The organism is Spirosoma flavus (assembly GCF_054778555.1).
On record NZ_BAAGZL010000001.1, the window covers coordinates 1,196,846 to 1,216,349 of the forward strand.

Below are 19,504 nucleotides of genomic sequence, written 5' to 3' on the forward strand. Positions count from 1 at the left end.
CGGTTATCGTTTCTTGTTTAAGAAGTACTCGTTCACATGTCGATACAGGTTAAGAACCTTACGAAAGAATATAAAGATCAGCGAGCCGTCGATCAGATATCGCTGACTGTAAATCCGGGTGAGATAGTTGGTTTTCTGGGCCCAAACGGTGCCGGTAAATCCACAACCATGAAGATTGCTACCGGCTATCTGCCGCCAACCGATGGCACCGTAGAAGTCAACGGATTCGATGTGCGAACGAGCCCGATGGATGTGCGACGTAGCGTTGGCTACCTGCCCGAGCACAACCCCCTTTATCTGGATCTGTACGTTAAGGAATATTTGCGGTTTGCAGGCTCGCTTCACGGCTTGAGCGGTTCAACGCTACGTAGTCGTATTAACGAGATGATCGAACTGGTTGGCCTGACTCGCGAGCAGCACAAACGTATCGGTCAGCTTTCGAAAGGGTATCGGCAGCGGGTGGGCCTGGCGCAGGCGCTACTCCACAATCCGCCCGTCCTGATTCTCGATGAACCTACTACAGGGCTGGATCCTAACCAACTTGCCGAAATACGGCAGGTGATTCGGGATGCTGGTCGCGATAAAACCGTCCTGTTTTCCACCCACATCATGCAGGAAGTCGAAGCTATCTGCGACCGTGTGGTGATCATCAATCGCGGGCAAATCGTTGCCAACGGCTCTTTGAGCGAACTACGTAGTGCATCGACCGGCGATCAGGTAAACGTAGTGGCCGAATTTGAAAGCGATTTGGCAAATTCAGACGTATTGCTATCAGTTCCCGGTGTGGAACGTATCGAATCGCTGGGGGAGGGGAAATACCGAATTACGGCTGGCTCAGCTACCGACCTGCGGGCGGCTATCTTCCGGCTCGCTGCCGATCAGCAACTAACGCTTATCGGGCTACGTCAGCAGGAAAATTCGCTGGAGGGAATATTTAAGGAGTTGACGAAGTAACGCGGACATGTTGTCCGCAATATTGAATATTATTTAACCCTGCAGACAACATATCCCCGTATTAGCATGGCTATGTTACTCATACTGGCAATAAGTATGTGGCCAGTTTTCCCAATTCTCAACGAGTCCGGCTTTAGCAGGATTCAGGAGAATATAAGAAACAATACGTTCAAATGATTTTTTATTACGTACGATATGGTCGTAACTCTCAGGTTGCCAAAACGGTTGTCCAGTGCGGTTCAAAATGCGATTTGCGCGAACGGCCGAGTGCCTTTTTAAACGCTGCAGGATTGTAAAGAAAGGTAGCGCGTCTTCTAAGACAGTTAACAGGAGATGAACATGATTGGGCATAATGCAAAAAGCATGTAAATTATACCACATAGCATGCCCGAAATGGAGGCTTTCTTTGACAACCTGTGCAATTTGATCGTTCCGTAGCCAATTGCCACCATGGGTAGAACGATCCATATACTGGTCAACTGATACGAAGTAGCGGCCCTCAAGCCGTTTTTTTACGGATTCTTCAGAATTCTCTTCGGTTATCAGCTTCTGAATTCGAAGACTATGTTCTTGTTGAATTGAACGTAGTATGTCATGAGGCATTGTGCCATAGAGCCGAAACGTAATAAACAGGGTTTCACCCGGGGGCATTATATGTGGTAAACGGCGGTTGTACGGTTCATGCATATATTACATACGAAAACCATACTAAAAAGTAACGCGGACATGTTGTCCGCAGTGTAGAAAAAATCTATACACTGCGGACAACATGTCCGCGTTACGTTGTTACTTGGCGGACGCCATGAGCGGGTACTGGTCGAAGATGGACCGGACGATACCCTTGAAGTAGTTATTTTTAAAATTCTGATTGCGCATCATTTTCGACGCGTAGCCTTTCCAGATAACCTGATACGACTCCGCATCAATCAGCGAGATCATCAGCGTGCCTTCATCGAGGTTGTAATCGATACGCTTGTACGTAGCGTCATCATCTTCACGAACAACCCAGTCTTTCATTACCGGTTGTTGATAACCCCGGAAGCGGAGGTCTGAACGGAAGATATTATACGAGATCAGCAGATTGGGATTCCGGTTGCTTACCCGATAACCACGAGCTTCCATCTGGTGACGGATGGCATCCTGAATGTCGGAGCAGAGAAGGGTAGAATCAACAAATTCGCACTCCAGGAAATTGAAGGATTCGTAATTTTTGAAATGGCCTTCGTAGCTGTAGTCATTTTCAACAAATAAGCGAGTCGGCGAACAGCCTGCCATCGCTACAACGGCCAGCGTAAACAGAATTCCAATGCACTTTTTCATACTAGCGATTGTAAAAGTTTTCGATCAGTGATTAAGAAACTTAGTTTAGTTATCAGAGGTAACTTAGGGCTCAACCCAAATATAAAGGTAAATGTTTGGCAAACAATGCCATAGCCGAAATATTTTACTCCTTAGTTAGGCCCCGGTAAAACTCCAGTCCACGACGCATTTCGCCCGCCGTTACGTTGATATCAAAGGCGCATTCACCGGGTCCACTAAGCAGCGATGCACGAACCTGATGGCCCCGATTTTTCTTGTCCTGCAAGGTTAATGCCAGAATCGGATCTATATCAGTGTCGAGCAACCGCACCGTTCCATATACGGAAAACAGGTACTCTTCGATTTGTGTCAACAGCGATTGATCAATCATTTTTTTCTGGAAGGAAATGTAAGCCTCCGCCACCATACCAACAGCAATCGCTTCACCGTGAAGTAACCGCTTTCGGGGCTGGTTCAGAAAGTGCGTTTCTACGGCGTGGCCCAGTGTATGACCGAAGTTCAGAATCTTCCGCAAGCCCTTTTCGGTAGGGTCCTGCGCCACCACTTTTTTCTTTACCTCAACCGAATGCGCCACTAACGTTGGCCAATCCTGCTCAGAAAGGTCGCGCCGACGGATTTCGTCCCACATTTTGGCGTCGGCAATGAGGCAGTGCTTGATGATTTCAGCAAAACCTGATCGCAATTCACGTTCGGGCAACGTAGTAAGAAATTGAGTGTCAATGAGTACCGCCGTTGGTTGTTGGAATACGCCGATGTGGTTTTTAAATCCCCGGAAATCAATGCCGAGTTTTCCGCCCACGCTGGCGTCTACCTGCGCCAGCAACGTAGTAGGCAGTTGCACAAAGGCGATTCCACGCTTATACGTAGCTGCGCAAAAACCGCCCATGTCGCCAATAACGCCCCCGCCCAGATTCAGTACGATTGCGTGCCGATCGAAGTTGGCGCGGGTGAGGCCATCCCAGATCAATTCGCACGTAGCAATGTGTTTTTGCTCTTCTCCAGCTTTAATACGGATGAGCGTATGCTTTGGTAATAAGGGCTTTAGCTCAGGATAGCAAAAACGCGCTGTGTGACTATCGACGATAACGGCGATGTCAGAAAAATCGTTGGCGTCCAGAAAAGCGGGCAGGCTTTCGGCGAGTGGGGTGATGGTTACAGTAGACATGCTGTAAAATTACGTTTGCTACCCGTTGGGATGATGGAAATACCCGAAGTATTTTTGTTTTTGCCCCAAACACTTGTTCTGCCTATTACATGAAAGTTCGCTACCAGGTTCTCAGCGGTTTATTTCTTCTCTCCACCATTACATACCTCGACCGCGTCTGTATGAACGTAGTGAGCAAATATGTAAAAGCCGATCTCAAACTTGATAATGAGCAATTTGGCTGGATTCTGGGTTCTTTCTCGCTGGCTTACGCACTCTTCGAAATTCCAACGGGTTCACTTGGTGATAAAATCGGCCCCCGGCGCGTACTGACTCGCGTGGTGCTATGGTGGTCAGGATTTACGGCGTTGACGGGTACGGCTTTTAATTTTCTGTACTTACTAGTAGTACGTTTTCTGTTTGGCGCGGGTGAAGCGGGCGCGTATCCTAACGCTTCCATTGTAATTGCCCGCTGGTTCCCGGCTGTGGAAGTCGGTCGGGCGCAGTCGGCAATTTGGGCTGCCGGACGGCTGGGTGGCGCTTTTACGCCCCTGATCGTAATCCCACTGGTGCACTGGGCGGGTTGGCGATGGGCGTTTGGCGTACTTGGATTAATGGGTGTTCTGTGGGCCATCGGCTGGTACGCCTGGTTCCGGGATGAGCCCGCTGAAAAATCGGGTATTAGTGAGGAAGAGGTCCAACTGATCGAAACGACACGCAGCCTTAAACATACTGACCATAGCATTCCCTGGACCACCATCATCCGCAACCCGGATTTATGGGCGCTGATGCTGATGTGCCATCTATTTTTCTATGGTTCGTATTTTTTCACCAACTGGTCGTCGGTGTATTTTCAGGAAGGGCGCGGACTGACCGAAGATCAGACTAAGAATTTCATTTCTCTTTCCTATTTCCTCGGTGCCATCGGTTGCTTCACAGGCGGATTTCTGAGCGACGTGTTGACCAAACGTTACGGCTTGAAAATTGGTCGTCGGGCCGTCGGCGTCGGTGGATTGGGTCTGTCGAGTCTGTTTTTCCTGCTGGCTGGACTCACTACTGACAATGAAATGGCGGGTTATCTGCTGGCCGTATGTGTTTTGCTGAAAGATTTGGCCTTACCTGTGGCGTTTGCGGTCTGCGTCGATATTGGGCAACGTAACGCTGGAACCGTAGCGGGTTCGATGAATTTTGCCGGGCAACTTGGCGGCTTTTTCATTACTATTCTGTTCGGCATGATTGTCAAAAACACCGGTAATTTCAATTATCCGCTGTTCATGATTGCCGGTTGCCTGTTGGTCAGCGCCCTGCTCTGGCTACGTATCGACCCCACACGTACCGTCACGATACGTTGATTTTTGCTACGTAGCACGCGGCACTACGTTGATTTCACAACCAGCCAAACCGCTGCACCAATTTTTCTTTCTGATTGCGAGCTACCGGAATGCTGACTTCGTTAGCCATAACAACGTAGCTGCCTTCGCCTTTCATAAAGAGCTTAATCTGATCGAGATTGATAACGTATTGACGATGAATCCGTAGAAAGTTTCGTTCTTCCAAAACTTCCTGAACCTCACGTAGCGTACGGGTGAGCAAATAGTAGCGGTTCTGCGTAGCAACAACTTTGGTGTAATTACTATCGGATTCGCAGTAAATAATCTCGTTGATGGGCAGGAAAATGACTCCCTGCTGATAAGGAACCGCAATCTTTTCGGCTAAGCGCTGGCTGTGAAACTGACTTTTGAGCAAATCCAGCTGCTGACTATCCACGCGTTGATGGTGTTCGGCTTTTCGAACCGCTTCCTGCAAATCCGACGTATCAATTGGCTTCAATAAATAATCCAGTGCGCTGAACCGAAACGCTTTGACCGCGAACTCATTGTAAGCCGTCACGAAAATCAGACTGAACGGAATCTTACCGATCTTTTCCAGCAATTGAAACCCATTCATTCGTGGCATCTCAATATCCAGAAATACGACGTCGGGCTCCAGAATCTGAATCAGCCGCAATCCCTCTTCACTGTTGGTCGAGCGACCTACTACCTGTACCTGCGGACAATTCTGCGCTAACTCGCGAGCCAGCAATTCCACGCAATCCGGTTCATCGTCGATAATAATGGCTTTGAGCATTTCTAAAGAGCGAAATCGGACCGCCGAAGCGGAGTGAAAGAGCGAACCTGTGCCAGAGCTTTTTTTGCTCTTTCACTCTTTCGCTCCGCTTCGGCGGTCCGATTTATACCGGTATCTCCAGCACAACTTCGGTTCCGGCGGGTTGGCCTTCGGAGTCGGTTAAGTCGTGAATCTGGACCCGGGTTTGGGTTTGATACAACTGGTTAATGAGGGCAATACGTTCACTCGTTACGTTCATACCGAACGATTTTTTGGGCGTGGCCGACTTACTTTTCAGTTCGGCAGCCTTCGCCCGACCAATGCCGTCGTCGGTGATGATTACCCGTAGGCGGTCAATTTCGGGTTGTTCAACACGTACCGTTACGTGGCCGCCTTCGTGCTTTTGCATCAATCCGTGCCATATGGCGTTTTCGACGTAAGGTTGAAGCAATAAAGGGGGTATTTCCACAAATTCAGTGTCGATCGATGCCGCTACGTCGATCTGGAAATGAAGTTTATCCTTAAAACGCATGGCTTCCATCTCCAGATAGAGTTGCAGTGCATTGAGTTCGTTTTGCAGCGTAATACGTTCGGAACGAGAGTTTTCCAGCACAAGCCGAATCAATCGACTGAATCGGGTGAGGTATTCCGCTGCTTTTTTGGCGTTGTTGTCCGTAGCGTAGAGTTTTATAGAATTCAGGCAATTGAAAATGAAATGCGGATTCATCTGGGCACGTAACGTGGACATTTCAGTTTCGGCCAGTTTTTGCTCAAAACCCAGTTCAAGCTGTCTGATACGTTGCTGTTTCAGCAGGCGACTCTGTTCCTGAATCTCTCTGGTTCGTTGCGCCAGTTTGTCTTCCAATTCCTGCGTATACGTAGCGTGTAGAGATAGATTTTCCAGCTCAACCAAACGACTTCGATAGGCAAGGGCGAGCGCAAAGCAAAACAGCTCAATTAGTGTGCCCAAGGCCATAGCAAAAGGCGGATAATTCACAAATTCGTGGGCTTCCTCTGATACGTGGGTGAACCATAAAAAACCGTGTAGGGGTGAAATCGAGATGAAGAATAGCCCAATTCCGCCTATCAGTAAGTAGGATTTCATCGGACTCCGGCTGCGAGCTGTCGCTATAGTGAGGATTAAGCCCGTAACAACACCCGATAAATCACTGAACAGATAATACGTATTGTACGTGAACCATGGGCCGGTAACTAGCTCACTGATAGCCATTACCTGCTGAATGATCAGTACGCCCATGAGCACCCGAACAACTCGCCACACCATGGGCTGTTCGCTGTGGAGGTTCAATAGTTTTGATAGAAAAAGGGCATAAAAGAAGCTAACCGAATAGGATATGGATATCCAGCTGGGGTGAAACAGTTGGGGTAAGGCAGTGGGGGCTAACCCCAAAGCCAGACGACTATCGGCAAATTTCACAATCCAGCAGAAAGCGACGCCCGCGTAAAGTGCGTAGTATAAATAAGCCCGGTCCCGGTTGAGGTAATATTGAAATAAGGTATACAAACTCATCAGCAACAGACAGCCGACAATCATCGCCATCGTTATGGAAAGCCATTTGGTTAATCTGACCACCGCAACAACCGTTACGTTCGCTCAGCAATCGGGTGAAGAAGCTGCCATTAAAACGGTTCTCACTACGTCCTTCGACGCTTTCGCCAAACGAGATCTGAATGGCTTTGCTGCCTATTTTATGAAATCACCTGACTTGTTTTATCAGGTTCATACGGTTGAAGGTCAGCTTATTATGGCTCGTGGGTGGGAGGCTATGACGCACATGGTTGGAAACCACATGAAAAACGATCCGAATGATTTTAAAGGCAAACATAGCGTTTCCGATTTCCGTATAAATGTGCAGGGCAATATGGCCTGGGTCAGTCAAACAAGCAGTTGGGAGTTACCAACTGGTATCAATAAAGGGAGCGATTTACTTGTTCTGCAAAAGCAGTCAGGCCAATAGAAAATTGCGGCCCTTACTACACAAACCTACGCCGACGGGAAACTGGTAGTGGTGAAGTAGTTTTATTGTCATGCTGACCGGCGGACCGGTCAGCATGACAATAAACTCATAATGTGTTAATCATCCAGCGCCTGATACACCAGTACGTCGAATTTGCGATCAAGTTCACCGCCATACGTAGTGCCCCACATTTGTTTCATCAGGACTATAGCGATTTTCTCTTTCGGATCAGCAATGTAGTGCGTACTGAAAGCACCGCCCCACGAGAACGTACCGATGCTGTTCAAATCTTTCGAGTGGCCTTTTTCACCGATCACTTCAAAGCCTAAGCTGAAGTAATTTCCCGGTGATGGGAACAACGTATCGGTTTGGTTGCTGTTGGTGAATAAATCAACACCCTTGCGGCTCAGTAACCGTTTTCCGTTATAGACGCCATTGTTGAGCAGCATTTGCAGGAAAATGGCGTAATCGTATGCGGTGCTGGACAAACCGCCACCGCCCGAAAAATACGATTTAGCACCATTAATCGGATAATTTGGGTCAGCAGCTAAACCATTACCCGCAGCCAGTTTTACTAACTTCTTCTCGTTTTTGCCCTCGGAATACAGCGGTACGAGTCGATCTTTTTTTGAATCAGGCAGATAAAAATACGTGTCTTTCATGCCCAGCGGCTCGAAAATACGTGTCTGGAAAAACTGGTCCAGCGGTATGCCGGAAACCACTTCAACCAGATAGCCCAGTACGTCGATACTCATGCCGTACGTCCATTTTTCGCCGGGCTGGTGGTTCAGCGGTTGTTTAGCCAGCTTCTTCACCATATCTCCAATTTTGACATTGTCGGTCGTAAAGGCGTCAATAATTCCGCCCGCTTTGGTGTAAATCGCCCGCATCCGGGGATCGCTGGCAATCACGTTGTAATTGATGCCCGACATGTGAGAAAGCAGGTGACGTACCGTGATTTCCCGCTTGGCCGGAACGGTCGTATACGTACTGTCTTTCTCGTTGAACTTATCCAGCACAACGGGTTTGGCGAACTCCGGAATGTATTTACTAATGGGATCGTCGAGCATGATTTTGCCGTCTTCGTGCAGCATCATCACGGCCAGCGACGTAATGGCTTTGGTCATCGACGCGATGCGGTAAATGCCATCTTTGGCGAGTGGTTTATCGGCATCGAGGTCGGCCTTACCAAACGATTTGTAATACACGATTTTGCCGTTACGTACCACGATGGCACCAACACCCGGAAATGCGCCTTTGTCGATATACGACTGAATCAGACCATCGAGCTTGTTAAGTCGTTCAGCCGAGAAACCGACGGTTTCGGGGGCGGCTTGCGTTAAAAGCGGAGGATTTTGTTTGGTGGCGGTTTGCGCATAAACCGACAACGTAGTGGCTATAATATACAGCCAGGAACGTAGCGTAGACTTGAGAAGCATGAAGTTAAGCGTTAGGAGAGAACTGACCGGAAAGTTAATGATTAGTTGCTCATGATACGCTTTGCCATTCGTGCTACGTTGTTTTGGCGCGTATTGACACAAAAACGACGTAGCAGAGACAAGCTCTACTACGTCGTTAATTGCGCAGGAAGAAACCCACGTTACGTAATCTTATGAAACCACTTTTAGCGCGTCGGCGAATGCCTGCATCTGCGGCATGGTTCCGAGGCTTACGCGGCACCAGTACTGTCCGTCGAATTTCCATTGGCGGATGCTCACGCTCTGATCCATCATCCGGCTCACGAAATCTTCGCCCTTCATCCGAATCGGGAAAAGTACGAAGTTCGTGCCCGATGGCAGATACGTGTAGCCGTTGGTCTTTAACGTATTGTACAGAAACTCTCTGGCTTCCAGACCTTTGCTGAGCGAAAACTTGATGAAATCTTCATCCGTGTAGCAGGCCAGACCAGCACGTAGCGTGGTCATGGTAAGGCCACCAGGACCACCGCCCCATTTGCTGATTTCCGCCAACGTATCAGGCTGACCAACCAGGTAACCCAGCCGTAAACCGGCCATGCCGTAAATTTTCGAGAACGTCCGAGCCACCAATACGTCCTGTCCTTTCTTCACGTTTTCGATAACCGAAAACTTCTTCGGATCGCTGGTGTAGTGGATATACGCTTCGTCCACAAAAACGGGTTTTTTGGCCGATACGCGGTCGACAAAGGCACGTAGCGCGACTGGGTCGATGGTGACGCCGGTTGGGTTGTTGGGGTTATTGACGTACATCAGGCTGGTGTTGTCGCCCACCCGTTTTTCCATTTCGGCCAGGTTATGGTCGTAATTTCCAGCCGTGAGGGGCACTTTTTCCCACTTCGAGCCATGTTGCACGGCCGCTTTCATCAATTGCTCATACGTAGGATCGGCCGAAATAATACTGCCACCCGGTTTCTTGTAGCTGTAATACATGGCAGCCGCTACCAGCAAAGAACCCGAACCCGGAGCTAGCAGAATCTGCTCTTCCGATACGCCTTCCTGCTCCGCAATCATCTTTTTCAGCTGGCCGGCATAGTTGAAAGGATACAGGTATCCGTCGCTGGCTGCTTCTGAAATAGCTTTCAATGCCTTTGGCGATGGGCCGTACGGGTTCTCATTTGCCGACAGCCGAGCTTTAAGCACACCTCCCTTGGGTGGCGTGGATAGTGCCAGTTCGGGCGCATCGAGCCAGGGCTCACAATATGCATTATGCGACAATAGTGATGGAGCTGTTACGGCTCCGGCGCTCATCATCAGGCTGCTTTTTAGCCAATTACGACGGTTGAAATTCATGAGTTTTTTTGATGAAAGTTGTAAAATCGTTTCCCAATTTATTGTCTAAAATTCCGGTTTGTCGAGTTTGTATAGCTCCTGATAGTACGTCATGAACTTGATTTAGCATTTTGAAAAAAGGCACTATCAATTACGTACGCCTGGCCGCTCGAAACGATGCTGAATACTGGCCGCCCGATTCAAAATCGTCCGAACGAACCAGGTGTAACGCAATAGGTATAAACCGCACATCAGGCGGTGTAGTGAAAATAATATCGGGTATTCAAAAATGCTGACCGACGTAGCAGGCATCGTCGTCGACTCGACAGTCAGTATTTGGTATGAAAAATGGTCATCGACCGATTTCATTTTACTCGCAGCGCAGTTGAGTTGCTGCCCGCGATTAATGGTATCTGAACTACTCCACAAGTGCGGCCAGTGAGTAATCAGGTCATGAAGAGATTTTGTTGTACTAAAGCTTAATGAATCAAATATAGGTCATTGCGAGGAATACCAAATAGTATTCTGTTATATTTTTGAGTAACCTTTATAATATTCTATCTGGTGAGCAAATAATAAAACAAATCTTAAGTTTTAGGTAAATATTTTCTGGTTTTAATTCAAAATTTATGAATGCCTATCTTCGCGCGTTATTAAACAAGCTAACGTAATGGCAGTACGCTACGTCCGCAGATTTGAGCAAAAATGGCTCTGAAAGCGGAACGGAACGTAGCATAGGGCTCGGCCTGCGGGTAGGGGCTGAGTTTCGATTGCTTTTAGTTCTACATAAACAAGGTAAAATGGATAATGAAAGCGGCATTAGCCAGTCCATTTTGCGTTGTGCATTTTACATTTTTAATTATCTATTGACTATTAAATTCCCAATGCCAACACCCCTTCGCGTTGCCATCATTGGTCCCGGTAAAGTGGCGCATCTGCACGCTAAAGCCGTTTTGCAAACACCCGAAACTGAACTGGTTGCTGTTTATGGCCGGACGTATCAGAAAGCGGAAGAATTTGCCAATCACTACAATATCCGCGCTTACAGCGATGTGTGTGATATGGTCGACCGGGAAAACGTCGACCTTTGTTTGGTTTGTACAACGCACCCAGCCCACCGTGAACCTACCGTTGCGGCTCTAAATGCCGGTTCGCACGTACTGGTTGAAAAGCCGCTGGCGTCTTCTCTCGAAGACTGCGACGCCATGATTGAAGCCGCTAAACGTAATAATCGCTATTTGGGTACCATTAGCCAGCGTCGGTTTTATGCACCTTCCATGCGTATGCGTGAAGCCATCGACTCGGGGAAAATTGGTAAACCCGTATTAGGAACTGTTCAGATGCTGGGCTGGCGCGACGAAAAATACTACAAAAGCGATGCCTGGCGCGGTACGTGGGCCGATGAAGGGGGTGGAGTGCTGGTCAACCAGTCGCCACACCAACTGGATTTATTGCTGTGGTACATGGGTGATATTGACGAGGTATATGGGGTTTGGCGGAATCTGAATCACCCCTACATTGAAGTAGATGATACCGCATTGGCGATTGTGAAGTTCAAAAACGGCGGTCTGGGTAACATTATCGTTAGCAATTCGCAGAAGCCGGGTATTTTCGGGAAAGTCCACGTTCACGGCGAAAACGGTGGATCGGTGGGTGTACAGACCGACGGGGGCGCTTTGTTTATTGCCGGAATGTCGAGCATTACCGACCCGCCGGTCAATGACCTCTGGACGGTTCCGGGTGAAGAGAATAAGCTGGCCGAGTTTGTAGCCGAAGACACTGCCTTTTTCAATACCATCGACGCCACGGTCTACTATTTCGGTGTGCAGATAGCCGAGTTTCGGGATGCCATCCGCGCTGGTCGGCCACCGATGGTAACGGGCGAAGATGGCCGGAAAGTGGTTGCGCTCTTCCAGGCCATTTACGAATCAACTCGAACGGGGCTGCCGGTGAAGTTTTAAAATTTATAAACCGCACCGGCTGCTGGTGCGGTTTATAAATTAGCTTTTCATCAACTCCGCCAGAATCTTCTGTGCCGCCACCGAAATGACCGTTCCGGGTCCAAATACGCCTTTCACACCAGCATCGTATAAATACTGATAATCCTGCGCCGGAATCACACCGCCTGCGATGACGAGAATGTCATCGCGTCCGATTTTTTTTAACTCCTCAATAAGTTGGGGCACCAGCGTCTTGTGACCAGCTGCCAGACTGGACACGCCCACGATGTGCACATCGTTTTCGGCAGCTTGCCGGGCAACTTCGGCAGGCGTTTGAAAAAGCGGGCCCATATCGACATCGAAGCCAAGATCAGCAAAACTGGTTGCGATGACTTTAGCACCCCGGTCGTGACCATCCTGCCCCATTTTCGCTACCAGAATGCGTGGTCGGCGACCATCGAGTTCAGCAAAACGATCGCTCATGTCACGCGCCAGCCGGAAGTTCTCATCGTCCGAAACTTCCGCTGAATAAATACCCGATACGGCCCGAATAGTGGCCTTATGCCGGCCAAAAGCTTTTTCCATAGCGTCAGAAATTTCACCCAACGTAGCGCGGTGCCGAGTCGCTTCGATAGCGAGAGCTAACAGATTTGATCCGGGCGTGGGTTTCGTAGCCGCTTCTGTCAAGGCTGCCAGCGCCTGTTCCACCTTCTCCTGATTTCGTTTTCTTTTTACGTCCTGCAGGCGTTTTATCTGCGCTTCCCGAACGGCCTGGTTATCGACTTCCAAAAGCTCGATCTCGGTTGCTGTTTCGGGCTGGAAGCGGTTTACGCCGACAATAATGTCCTTTCCCGCATCGATACGGGCTTGTTTGCGGGCCGCTGCTTCTTCGATACGTAGTTTAGGCAGTCCGGTTTCGATGGCTTTGGTCATACCGCCCAGTTGCTCCACTTCCTCAATCAGAGCCCAGGCTTTGTCGACTAGTTCCTTCGTCAAAAACTCAACGTAGTATGACCCGCCCCAGGGGTCAACGGCGCGCGTTACGTCCGTTTCGTGTTGTAGATAGAGTTGCGTATTTCGGGCAATACGTGCCGAGAAATCGGTTGGTAAGGCGATAGCTTCGTCCAGCGAATTAGTGTGCAGACTTTGCGTACCGCCAAGTACCGCTGCCAGCGCTTCGATGGTGGTTCGTGCTACGTTATTGAACGGGTCCTGTTCGGTAAGGCTATAGCCCGATGTCTGGCAATGGGTACGTAGCGCCAGTGACTTCGGATTGTTGGGCTCGAATTGTTTCACGATGTTGGCCCACAGCAATCGGCCAGCGCGCAGTTTGGCAATCTCCATAAAATGATTCATACCGATGCCCCAGAAAAACGACAGTCGGGGCGCAAACTCGTCGATGCCCATGCCCGCGCGAAGGCCGGTACGTATGTATTCTTGGCCGTCGGCCAAGGTGTAGGCAAGTTCCAGATGGGCGGGAGCGCCCGCTTCATGCATATGATATCCGCTGATACTGATAGAGTTGAACTTTGGCATGTGCCGGGATGTATACGCAAAAATATCACCCACAATGCGCATCGACGGCTCGGGCGGGTAGATGTACGTGTTACGTACCATAAACTCCTTCAGAATGTCGTTCTGAATCGTTCCCGACAATTTTTCCGGCGGAACGCCCTGCTCCTCAGCGGCTACGATGAAAAAAGCCATGATCGGAATAACGGCTCCGTTCATAGTCATCGACACCGACATTTGATCAAGCGGAATCTGGTCGAACAGGATTTTCATGTCCTCAACCGAATCAATGGCAACACCCGCTTTTCCTACGTCGCCCACTACTCGCGGATGGTCCGAATCATAGCCCCGGTGCGTGGCTAAATCGAAAGCGACGGACAAACCTTTCTGTCCGGCAGCCAGATTGCGCCGGTAAAATGCGTTCGATTCTTCGGCTGTCGAGAAACCCGCATACTGACGTATCGTCCACGGCTGGCGGACGTACATGCTGGCATAGGGGCCACGTAAAAAAGGTGGAATACCAGCTTGTAATGACGTAATACGTTCTAAATCAGCATCGATAGCTGAAAAACGAGGTTTCAATTTGATGCCTTCGGACGTAGTAAAAGACGTACTACGTTGATCCGGCTGCAAATCGGCGTCGGGCGTTACGTTAGTCAGATCTGAATTACGCGTGAAATCGGGTCTCATGATACGTTACGAATTTATTCAAACACCTCCGCCAGACGTCGATTCGGTAATTGACCTGTTGAGTCGGAAGAAACTGATTTCGATGTGACCTCCGGTTGACCATCTTCCGACCGGAATTTCGTTACCCCCACTAGTACGTTTCCCTGCCGAACGGCTTCCACTTTTGCCTGATATGCCCGCTCAATTTCACCTTGAACATATCCACTGGCAAACGCTTTTGCCAGACCACCTTGTTTTTCAACATCCAGAAATAAATTCCAGGCGTTTTCGGTCAGTTTATACGTAGCAGTTTCCACGTAATACGCCCCCGCCGATGGATCGGCCACTTTACTTAGTTGACTTTCGTCTTTTAACAAAAGCGATACGTTTCGGGCGATACGTTCCGAAAAATCGTTACGTTCCCCGCGAACGGTATCATAAGGATGCACCGTCAATGCGTCGCAGCCACCGATAACAGCGGCCATAGCTTCAGTAGAGGCACGTAGCAGGTTGGTATAAGACGTAGCAGTAGCGTCGTAGAACGTAGAGGTTTGGGCGTGGATGAATGGCTGATGAATACTAGTTGATGAATAATGCCCGAAAAAACGCTGGAGAAGAACCCGAAGTGCGCGGAGTTTGGCGATTTCAAGAAAATAACTGGTGCCGACCGAAACCGACAGAATAGTTTTAGCAATAAGTTGCTCAACCGGCAGGCCAACATCCGTAAGTTTATCATACGTATCGGCCAGAGAAGCGAGTGTAAATGCCAGTTCCTGAGTAGCGGTAGCACCCGCATTATGGAATTGATGACTGCCGGCGTAAACTGTGCGGAACTGGGGCGAATCGGTGGTCAGGCGAGTTACTTCTGCGGTAGGATTATTGTCTGATAGTAACAAGCCGCCTTTTAGTTGATACGGAGCCACCGTTTTCAGTTGTTGCACCAGCTCAATTACATCCATTGATTCGGTTTGACACCGGAAAAGAACGGGCGTTTCGCTCAGTTTAATGCCGTTTAGCAGTCGCGATAAATCAACCTTTTCATTCAACGAGAGCAGAAACGCATCGGCACCACGAGCCGCTACGTCACGTAACAGAGCGTTGGTTTTTTTCTCATCGGTCACTACGTATTCTGGTGTGTTAAGCCAGCCGGGCGTTTGTTTCTGAGCCGACTGAATCGTATCCAGAGGCAGTTGTTTTAGATCGTCGAGATTGTAGTATGGCTCAAGAGTAAATCCTTCTGCCGTGTGCCAACGTAGCGTTTCGTAGGCGTTGTCGATTTTAAGTTCCTGCTGAACCTGTCTATACCAGGAAGACGTATCGGCGGGCGGGAATGTCGATGACGAAAACGGCTCCATCCTTTATATGCTTAATTGTATGTATATTAATGTGTTATGCGTCTCGAGGGTAATTAATTATACCAGATTGCGCCAATTGTTAAGTCAACGATACCAGTAAAACTGATGCAGAGCCTGAAGCCTTAAAAGTACGCCTTTTTCTTTTTTCGGGAGACAAACCGCATTTTTTTCGGTTCTGAGCCATCGCCGTTGCATTATTCGAAGGGATTTTAATTATCCCTTGACGTTCCATTTGAATCACTTAATTTTAACTTAACATTAACCTCACAGTTCGATTCCAACTTATGGTTTTTATAAAAAAAACGTAGCAAAACCTGCCTGAGCTGGCTAGATAATTCCTACATTTGCCTCCCTTTTTCGGCAACCTCAACCGTGACCTTAAATGTACTTTCTTCATCTTCACACGTGTAATATTTCAGTCAGGCATGCAGCGTGAGGTAATGACGGTGTGGAGTCGCTGTCTGAATGTTATCCGGGAAATAGTACCCGAACACAGTTTTAACATCTGGTTCGAGCCAATTGTGCCGTTGCGTTTAACGGGCAATGTGCTTACGATTCAGGTGCCCAGTGAATTCTTCTACGAATTCATTGAAGATAACTTTGTACATGCGCTGCGTAAAGCCCTCGATACGGCCATCGGGCGCGATGGGCAGCTGGAATATTCTATCATTGTCGATAAAGGAAACGAACAGAACAAGCCCCTCACGGTCAACGTACCAACCACAAAAACACCACAGACGTCGAAGCCCGACAACGTCAATCCTGACATACTGAAAAGCCCGTTTCAGCTCAAAGACCTCGATTCGCTTTCGCTGGATTCCTACCTGAATCCGAGTTACACGTTCGACAATTATGTAGAAGGTGATTGTAACCGGCTGGCTCGTTCGGCGGGATTCGCGGTGGCCGAGCGGCCGGGTGTTACTTCCTTCAATCCGCTTATGATTTATGGTGGCGTTGGGCTGGGCAAAACGCACCTGGTGCAGGCTATTGGCAACTTTATCAAGAATAACAACCAGAATAAATTTGTTCTTTACGTTACGTCGGAGAAGTTTACAAATCAGTTTCTGAACGCGGTACGTACTGACGGCATCCGCGATTTTACGTCGTTCTATATGCAGGTTGACGTACTGGTGATCGACGACGTGCAATTTCTGCAGAAGAAAGAGAAAACGCAGGAAATTTTCTTCCATATTTTTAACCACCTCCACCAGTCGGGTAAGCAGATTATTATGACGTCCGACCGGGCTCCGAGAGCGCTGGACGGGCTGGAAGATCGTCTGCTCTCGCGATTTAAATGGGGCTTATCGGCTGATTTACAGACGCCTGACCTAGAAACACGGATTGCCATTATTCAGAAAAAATTACAGACTGAAGGCATTTACATTGATGATAATGTCATCGAATATCTGGCCCATAGTGTAAATACCAACGTTCGTGAACTGGAAGGTGTAATTGTGTCGCTGATGGCACAGGCGTCGCTCAACCGGCGCGACATCGACCTGGAGCTGGCGAAACAAACGCTACGTAATATTGTGGTCGACTCAGACCGCGAAGTGACGATTGACAGCGTTCAGGAAGTTGTGGCCGATTACTACAATGTGACGATTGCCGATTTGAAGGCTAAAAGTCGCAAACGTGAACTGGTACATCCCCGACAAGTCGCTATGTACCTGGCTAAAGAAAAAACGGACCTCTCTCTCAAATCCATTGGCTACCATTTCGGCGGCCGTGACCACAGTACAGTCATTCACGCTATCCAGACAATCAGCGACTTAGTGGCCAAACACGCCGAAACGCGTGATATCATGGAAAAGCTGAAAGCGCAGTTTTAGGCTCCGGCCGTCTAAGCCGCGCCAGCGACTAATTGGGTAGCTATAACCCCTCCAGCAATCCCGACAGCCAGAGCCTGTCGGCGCCCCAAAACGATACTTTCCATGCACTCCGACGTCAGCATGTTCTATGCTGAAGATTTTACGTCGTCATGAAATCGATGATACCGCCTGGGACGCTTGTGTAATGGCATCGTCGCAACGTATCGTTTACGGGTATTCATGGTATCTGGACGCTGTGTTACCTGCTCCGAACTGGAAGTGGGTCGGTATTGTCTTTCTAGATAAAGTCAATATGTATCAGGCAGTTATGGCGGTTCCGCTACGTCGGAAACAGGTAGCTGGCGTTACGTTGGCCTGGGTAGTACACCAACCCTTCTTCTGCCAGTTTCTGCCTATTTTCTGTTGTAACGCTACGTTGGATTTTCAACCATTTTATGAAATGCTGATAAAGTATTTTCGTTACGGAGCGGTGCTACGTTTAGGGCAGGAGATAGATAGCAAACTTATCAACAACATTCAGCAATTATCCACACACATCCTTCATTTATCACCTGATTACAAGACAGTTTATCAAAACTATACCGCCGACCGAAAAACGAATCTGATACGTGCCCAAAAGGCTAACTGGCACGTAGTGGAATCAACAGATAGTACTCCGCTACTTGATTTATTCCGTAAAAACCACGCGGCTGGTATACCCGGTGGCGTAGGCGAGTGGGCGTATGAAATCCTACAAAATTTGACAGAAGTTTTGCAAAAGCGGAACGTAGCCCTGATACGTTATGCAATGCAAAACGGACGTATCGAAGCCGGTGCTTTATTCGTTCGAGAAGGGAATCGGATTATTTATCTCTTCAATGCAGCTTCGACAGGCGGTCGAAAAGGGAATGCCCGAACGCTATTAATTGACCAGCTCATTCAGGAACACGCTGGAAGGCGCTACGTTGGTAAACCTTATTTATTAGATTTCGAAAGCCCTGAAAAACAATCTATTCGAGCGTTTTATAAGAGCTTTGGTGCGGTTAAAAAACCGTTTTGGGAAGTACGCTGGAACCGTCTGCATCCACTATTGCGAACCTTGCTACGTATCAGGAAGAGATGAAAATTTAAAGTCCTAAATAGGGGGTTATTTATAGAAACGTAATGGTTGTTTCAGTCCACTGTTTTGTTTCAGGTCCATCACCATCGATCCAACCCAGAGGTCAACTTCTACTTTAACGGGCACTTTGTTAGTATCATCGGAAACAAAAATGCGGATGGATTCTTCTTCCTTGAAAAGCTTGTTCTGCGGTAGCACCGGATTGAGTTTGAAGACGTTGATCTTACCCTGTTTGGTTTTGATAACCGCTTTTCCGCGATACCGAATCTTCATATTGTAGATGGTATTATCGTAAAAAGCAGGCACTTCGATTACCTGTCCAGGACTGAGTCGCTCTAAATCAATCGTTCGCAGAAAGTAGTAACCACTGATTAAGTCGTGAACATTATCAGGGACTTTTACTATATCTTTTTCTGTTTTCTCTTCTGATTTTGCCGTGTTGGCTTCGTGATTGAACGTAACGTTCTCTTCTTTGCGGTAACTGTTTTCCTGAAGATTCGTATAAAATCGCTGCGGTAATATTGCCGACGTATCAATATAAGATCGCCACGTATCACGAATACGTGTTACCAGGTCAAAGGCGCCCACAGTTCGGCCGTCAACGTTGACCCGATAGCAGGGGCGGTCGTTCACTTTATAGAGCGTCGGGCTCACGTCTACCACGGCTTCGGCTGCATTCAGAAAGCCATAATGCACGCGGTATTCCAGGTGTTCGCCCGGTCCAAAACTGTTGTTCACCACCCGTCGGTACGTGTCCAATGTGCTGAAACCAGCAACCAGAATCGAAATGAGACTTATGCCTAAAATTACTTTCTTCATAAGAACAGCCGCCTGATCATCAGACTTC

The 19,504-nt window shown here is 48.4% G+C and carries 17 protein-coding genes; 6 read left to right on the forward strand and 11 right to left on the reverse strand.

Translation table 11 applies throughout. The annotated features are described in order from the left end of the window. The first annotated feature begins 36 nt into the window (after positions 1 to 36). A complete protein-coding gene (gene gldA, locus ACYVF1_RS04660) occupies positions 37 to 954 on the forward strand; it encodes a gliding motility-associated ABC transporter ATP-binding subunit GldA (protein ID WP_461076100.1) in 918 nt (305 codons plus the stop codon). Between the two features lie 75 nt (positions 955 to 1,029). On the opposite strand, the gene ACYVF1_RS04665 is transcribed toward gldA, so the two are convergent. The 3 genes from ACYVF1_RS04665 to aroB all read right to left on the reverse strand — a co-directional run bounded on the left by ACYVF1_RS04665 (position 1,030) and on the right by aroB (position 3,439). Then, positions 1,030 to 1,641, reverse strand: coding sequence for an REP-associated tyrosine transposase (locus tag ACYVF1_RS04665; RefSeq protein ID WP_461076102.1), 612 nt, complete (start codon positions 1,639 to 1,641; stop codon positions 1,030 to 1,032). Between the two features lie 99 nt (positions 1,642 to 1,740). Then, positions 1,741 to 2,274, reverse strand: a complete 534-nt coding sequence (locus tag ACYVF1_RS04670) for a DUF4136 domain-containing protein (RefSeq protein ID WP_190888869.1) — start codon at positions 2,272 to 2,274, stop codon at positions 1,741 to 1,743. Positions 2,275 to 2,398: 124 nt separating this feature from the next. Beyond that, entirely contained in the window at positions 2,399 to 3,439 is a 1,041-nt protein-coding gene (aroB, locus tag ACYVF1_RS04675; RefSeq protein WP_461076104.1) for a 3-dehydroquinate synthase, read from the reverse strand. Positions 3,440 to 3,528: 89 nt separating this feature from the next. Between aroB and ACYVF1_RS04680 the strand changes: the two genes are divergently transcribed. Beyond that, complete coding sequence (locus tag ACYVF1_RS04680) at positions 3,529 to 4,770, forward strand: MFS transporter (RefSeq protein ID WP_461076106.1); 1,242 nt, start codon at positions 3,529 to 3,531, stop codon at positions 4,768 to 4,770. A gap of 34 nt (positions 4,771 to 4,804) precedes the next feature. Here the strand turns inward: ACYVF1_RS04680 and ACYVF1_RS04685 are convergent, their stop codons facing one another. Together ACYVF1_RS04685 and ACYVF1_RS04690 are read right to left on the reverse strand one after the other, a co-directional pair. Continuing rightward, the gene (locus ACYVF1_RS04685) at positions 4,805 to 5,545 is read right to left on the reverse strand and encodes a LytR/AlgR family response regulator transcription factor (RefSeq protein ID WP_461076108.1); all 741 of its coding nucleotides are present in this window, start codon (positions 5,543 to 5,545) and stop codon (positions 4,805 to 4,807) included. Positions 5,546 to 5,648: 103 nt separating this feature from the next. Further along, positions 5,649 to 7,085, reverse strand: a complete 1,437-nt coding sequence (locus ACYVF1_RS04690) for a sensor histidine kinase (RefSeq protein ID WP_461076110.1) — start codon at positions 7,083 to 7,085, stop codon at positions 5,649 to 5,651. A gap of 4 nt (positions 7,086 to 7,089) precedes the next feature. Between ACYVF1_RS04690 and ACYVF1_RS04695 the strand changes: the two genes are divergently transcribed. Then, positions 7,090 to 7,503 carry a Cif family virulence factor gene (locus ACYVF1_RS04695; RefSeq protein WP_461076112.1) on the forward strand — a complete coding sequence of 138 codons (414 nt, stop codon included), beginning with the start codon at positions 7,090 to 7,092 and terminating at the stop codon, positions 7,501 to 7,503. 116 nt (positions 7,504 to 7,619) lie between these two features. On the opposite strand, the gene ACYVF1_RS04700 is transcribed toward ACYVF1_RS04695, so the two are convergent. The 3 genes from ACYVF1_RS04700 to ACYVF1_RS04710 all read right to left on the reverse strand — a co-directional run bounded on the left by ACYVF1_RS04700 (position 7,620) and on the right by ACYVF1_RS04710 (position 10,619). After that, positions 7,620 to 8,942 carry a serine hydrolase domain-containing protein gene (locus tag ACYVF1_RS04700; protein WP_461076114.1) on the reverse strand — a complete coding sequence of 441 codons (1,323 nt, stop codon included), beginning with the start codon at positions 8,940 to 8,942 and terminating at the stop codon, positions 7,620 to 7,622. Between the two features lie 171 nt (positions 8,943 to 9,113). Next, positions 9,114 to 10,271 carry a pyridoxal phosphate-dependent aminotransferase gene (locus ACYVF1_RS04705; RefSeq protein ID WP_461076116.1) on the reverse strand — a complete coding sequence of 386 codons (1,158 nt, stop codon included), beginning with the start codon at positions 10,269 to 10,271 and terminating at the stop codon, positions 9,114 to 9,116. A 126-nt stretch (positions 10,272 to 10,397) separates the two neighbouring features. Continuing rightward, positions 10,398 to 10,619, reverse strand: coding sequence for a hypothetical protein (locus ACYVF1_RS04710; protein ID WP_461076118.1), 222 nt, complete (start codon positions 10,617 to 10,619; stop codon positions 10,398 to 10,400). A 515-nt stretch (positions 10,620 to 11,134) separates the two neighbouring features. Here ACYVF1_RS04710 and ACYVF1_RS04715 point away from each other — a divergent pair. Next, on the forward strand, positions 11,135 to 12,211 hold the full coding sequence (locus ACYVF1_RS04715) for a Gfo/Idh/MocA family protein (RefSeq protein WP_461076120.1): 1,077 nt from the start codon (positions 11,135 to 11,137) through the stop codon (positions 12,209 to 12,211). A gap of 39 nt (positions 12,212 to 12,250) precedes the next feature. Here ACYVF1_RS04715 and scpA read toward each other — a convergent pair whose 3' ends face one another. Beyond that, a complete protein-coding gene (gene scpA, locus ACYVF1_RS04720; protein WP_461076122.1) occupies positions 12,251 to 14,392 on the reverse strand; it encodes a methylmalonyl-CoA mutase in 2,142 nt (713 codons plus the stop codon). A 14-nt stretch (positions 14,393 to 14,406) separates the two neighbouring features. Next, positions 14,407 to 15,726 carry a methylmalonyl-CoA mutase family protein gene (locus ACYVF1_RS04725; protein WP_461076124.1) on the reverse strand — a complete coding sequence of 440 codons (1,320 nt, stop codon included), beginning with the start codon at positions 15,724 to 15,726 and terminating at the stop codon, positions 14,407 to 14,409. Positions 15,727 to 16,151: 425 nt separating this feature from the next. On the opposite strand from ACYVF1_RS04725, the gene dnaA reads away from it, so the two are divergent. Both dnaA and ACYVF1_RS04735 read left to right on the forward strand, forming a co-directional pair. After that, positions 16,152 to 17,558: a chromosomal replication initiator protein DnaA gene (gene dnaA / locus ACYVF1_RS04730; RefSeq protein WP_461076126.1), complete on the forward strand. Its 1,407-nt coding sequence runs from the start codon at positions 16,152 to 16,154 to the stop codon at positions 17,556 to 17,558. 127 nt (positions 17,559 to 17,685) lie between these two features. Beyond that, entirely contained in the window at positions 17,686 to 18,660 is a 975-nt protein-coding gene (locus ACYVF1_RS04735) for a GNAT family N-acetyltransferase (RefSeq protein ID WP_461076128.1), read from the forward strand. 24 nt (positions 18,661 to 18,684) lie between these two features. On the opposite strand, the gene ACYVF1_RS04740 is transcribed toward ACYVF1_RS04735, so the two are convergent. Next, positions 18,685 to 19,476, reverse strand: a complete 792-nt coding sequence (locus ACYVF1_RS04740; RefSeq protein WP_461076130.1) for a DUF3108 domain-containing protein — start codon at positions 19,474 to 19,476, stop codon at positions 18,685 to 18,687. Positions 19,477 to 19,504 lie beyond the last annotated feature (28 nt).

What these genes read in the sequence shown, in the direction of transcription:
- gldA (WP_461076100.1), top strand. Translation starts at nt 37, where the DNA reads ATGTCGATACAGGTTAAGAACCTTACGAAAGAATATAAAGATCAGCGA.
- ACYVF1_RS04665 (WP_461076102.1), bottom strand. Translation starts at nt 1,641, where the DNA reads ATGCATGAACCGTACAACCGCCGTTTACCACATATAATGCCCCCGGGT.
- ACYVF1_RS04670 (WP_190888869.1), bottom strand. Translation starts at nt 2,274, where the DNA reads ATGAAAAAGTGCATTGGAATTCTGTTTACGCTGGCCGTTGTAGCGATG.
- aroB (WP_461076104.1), bottom strand. Translation starts at nt 3,439, where the DNA reads ATGTCTACTGTAACCATCACCCCACTCGCCGAAAGCCTGCCCGCTTTT.
- ACYVF1_RS04680 (WP_461076106.1), top strand. Translation starts at nt 3,529, where the DNA reads ATGAAAGTTCGCTACCAGGTTCTCAGCGGTTTATTTCTTCTCTCCACC.
- ACYVF1_RS04685 (WP_461076108.1), bottom strand. Translation starts at nt 5,545, where the DNA reads ATGCTCAAAGCCATTATTATCGACGATGAACCGGATTGCGTGGAATTG.
- ACYVF1_RS04690 (WP_461076110.1), bottom strand. Translation starts at nt 7,085, where the DNA reads ATGGCGATGATTGTCGGCTGTCTGTTGCTGATGAGTTTGTATACCTTA.
- ACYVF1_RS04695 (WP_461076112.1), top strand. Translation starts at nt 7,090, where the DNA reads ATGGAAAGCCATTTGGTTAATCTGACCACCGCAACAACCGTTACGTTC.
- ACYVF1_RS04700 (WP_461076114.1), bottom strand. Translation starts at nt 8,942, where the DNA reads ATGCTTCTCAAGTCTACGCTACGTTCCTGGCTGTATATTATAGCCACT.
- ACYVF1_RS04705 (WP_461076116.1), bottom strand. Translation starts at nt 10,271, where the DNA reads ATGAATTTCAACCGTCGTAATTGGCTAAAAAGCAGCCTGATGATGAGC.
- ACYVF1_RS04710 (WP_461076118.1), bottom strand. Translation starts at nt 10,619, where the DNA reads ATGAAATCGGTCGATGACCATTTTTCATACCAAATACTGACTGTCGAG.
- ACYVF1_RS04715 (WP_461076120.1), top strand. Translation starts at nt 11,135, where the DNA reads ATGCCAACACCCCTTCGCGTTGCCATCATTGGTCCCGGTAAAGTGGCG.
- scpA (WP_461076122.1), bottom strand. Translation starts at nt 14,392, where the DNA reads ATGAGACCCGATTTCACGCGTAATTCAGATCTGACTAACGTAACGCCC.
- ACYVF1_RS04725 (WP_461076124.1), bottom strand. Translation starts at nt 15,726, where the DNA reads ATGGAGCCGTTTTCGTCATCGACATTCCCGCCCGCCGATACGTCTTCC.
- dnaA (WP_461076126.1), top strand. Translation starts at nt 16,152, where the DNA reads ATGCAGCGTGAGGTAATGACGGTGTGGAGTCGCTGTCTGAATGTTATC.
- ACYVF1_RS04735 (WP_461076128.1), top strand. Translation starts at nt 17,686, where the DNA reads ATGCTGAAGATTTTACGTCGTCATGAAATCGATGATACCGCCTGGGAC.
- ACYVF1_RS04740 (WP_461076130.1), bottom strand. Translation starts at nt 19,476, where the DNA reads ATGAAGAAAGTAATTTTAGGCATAAGTCTCATTTCGATTCTGGTTGCT.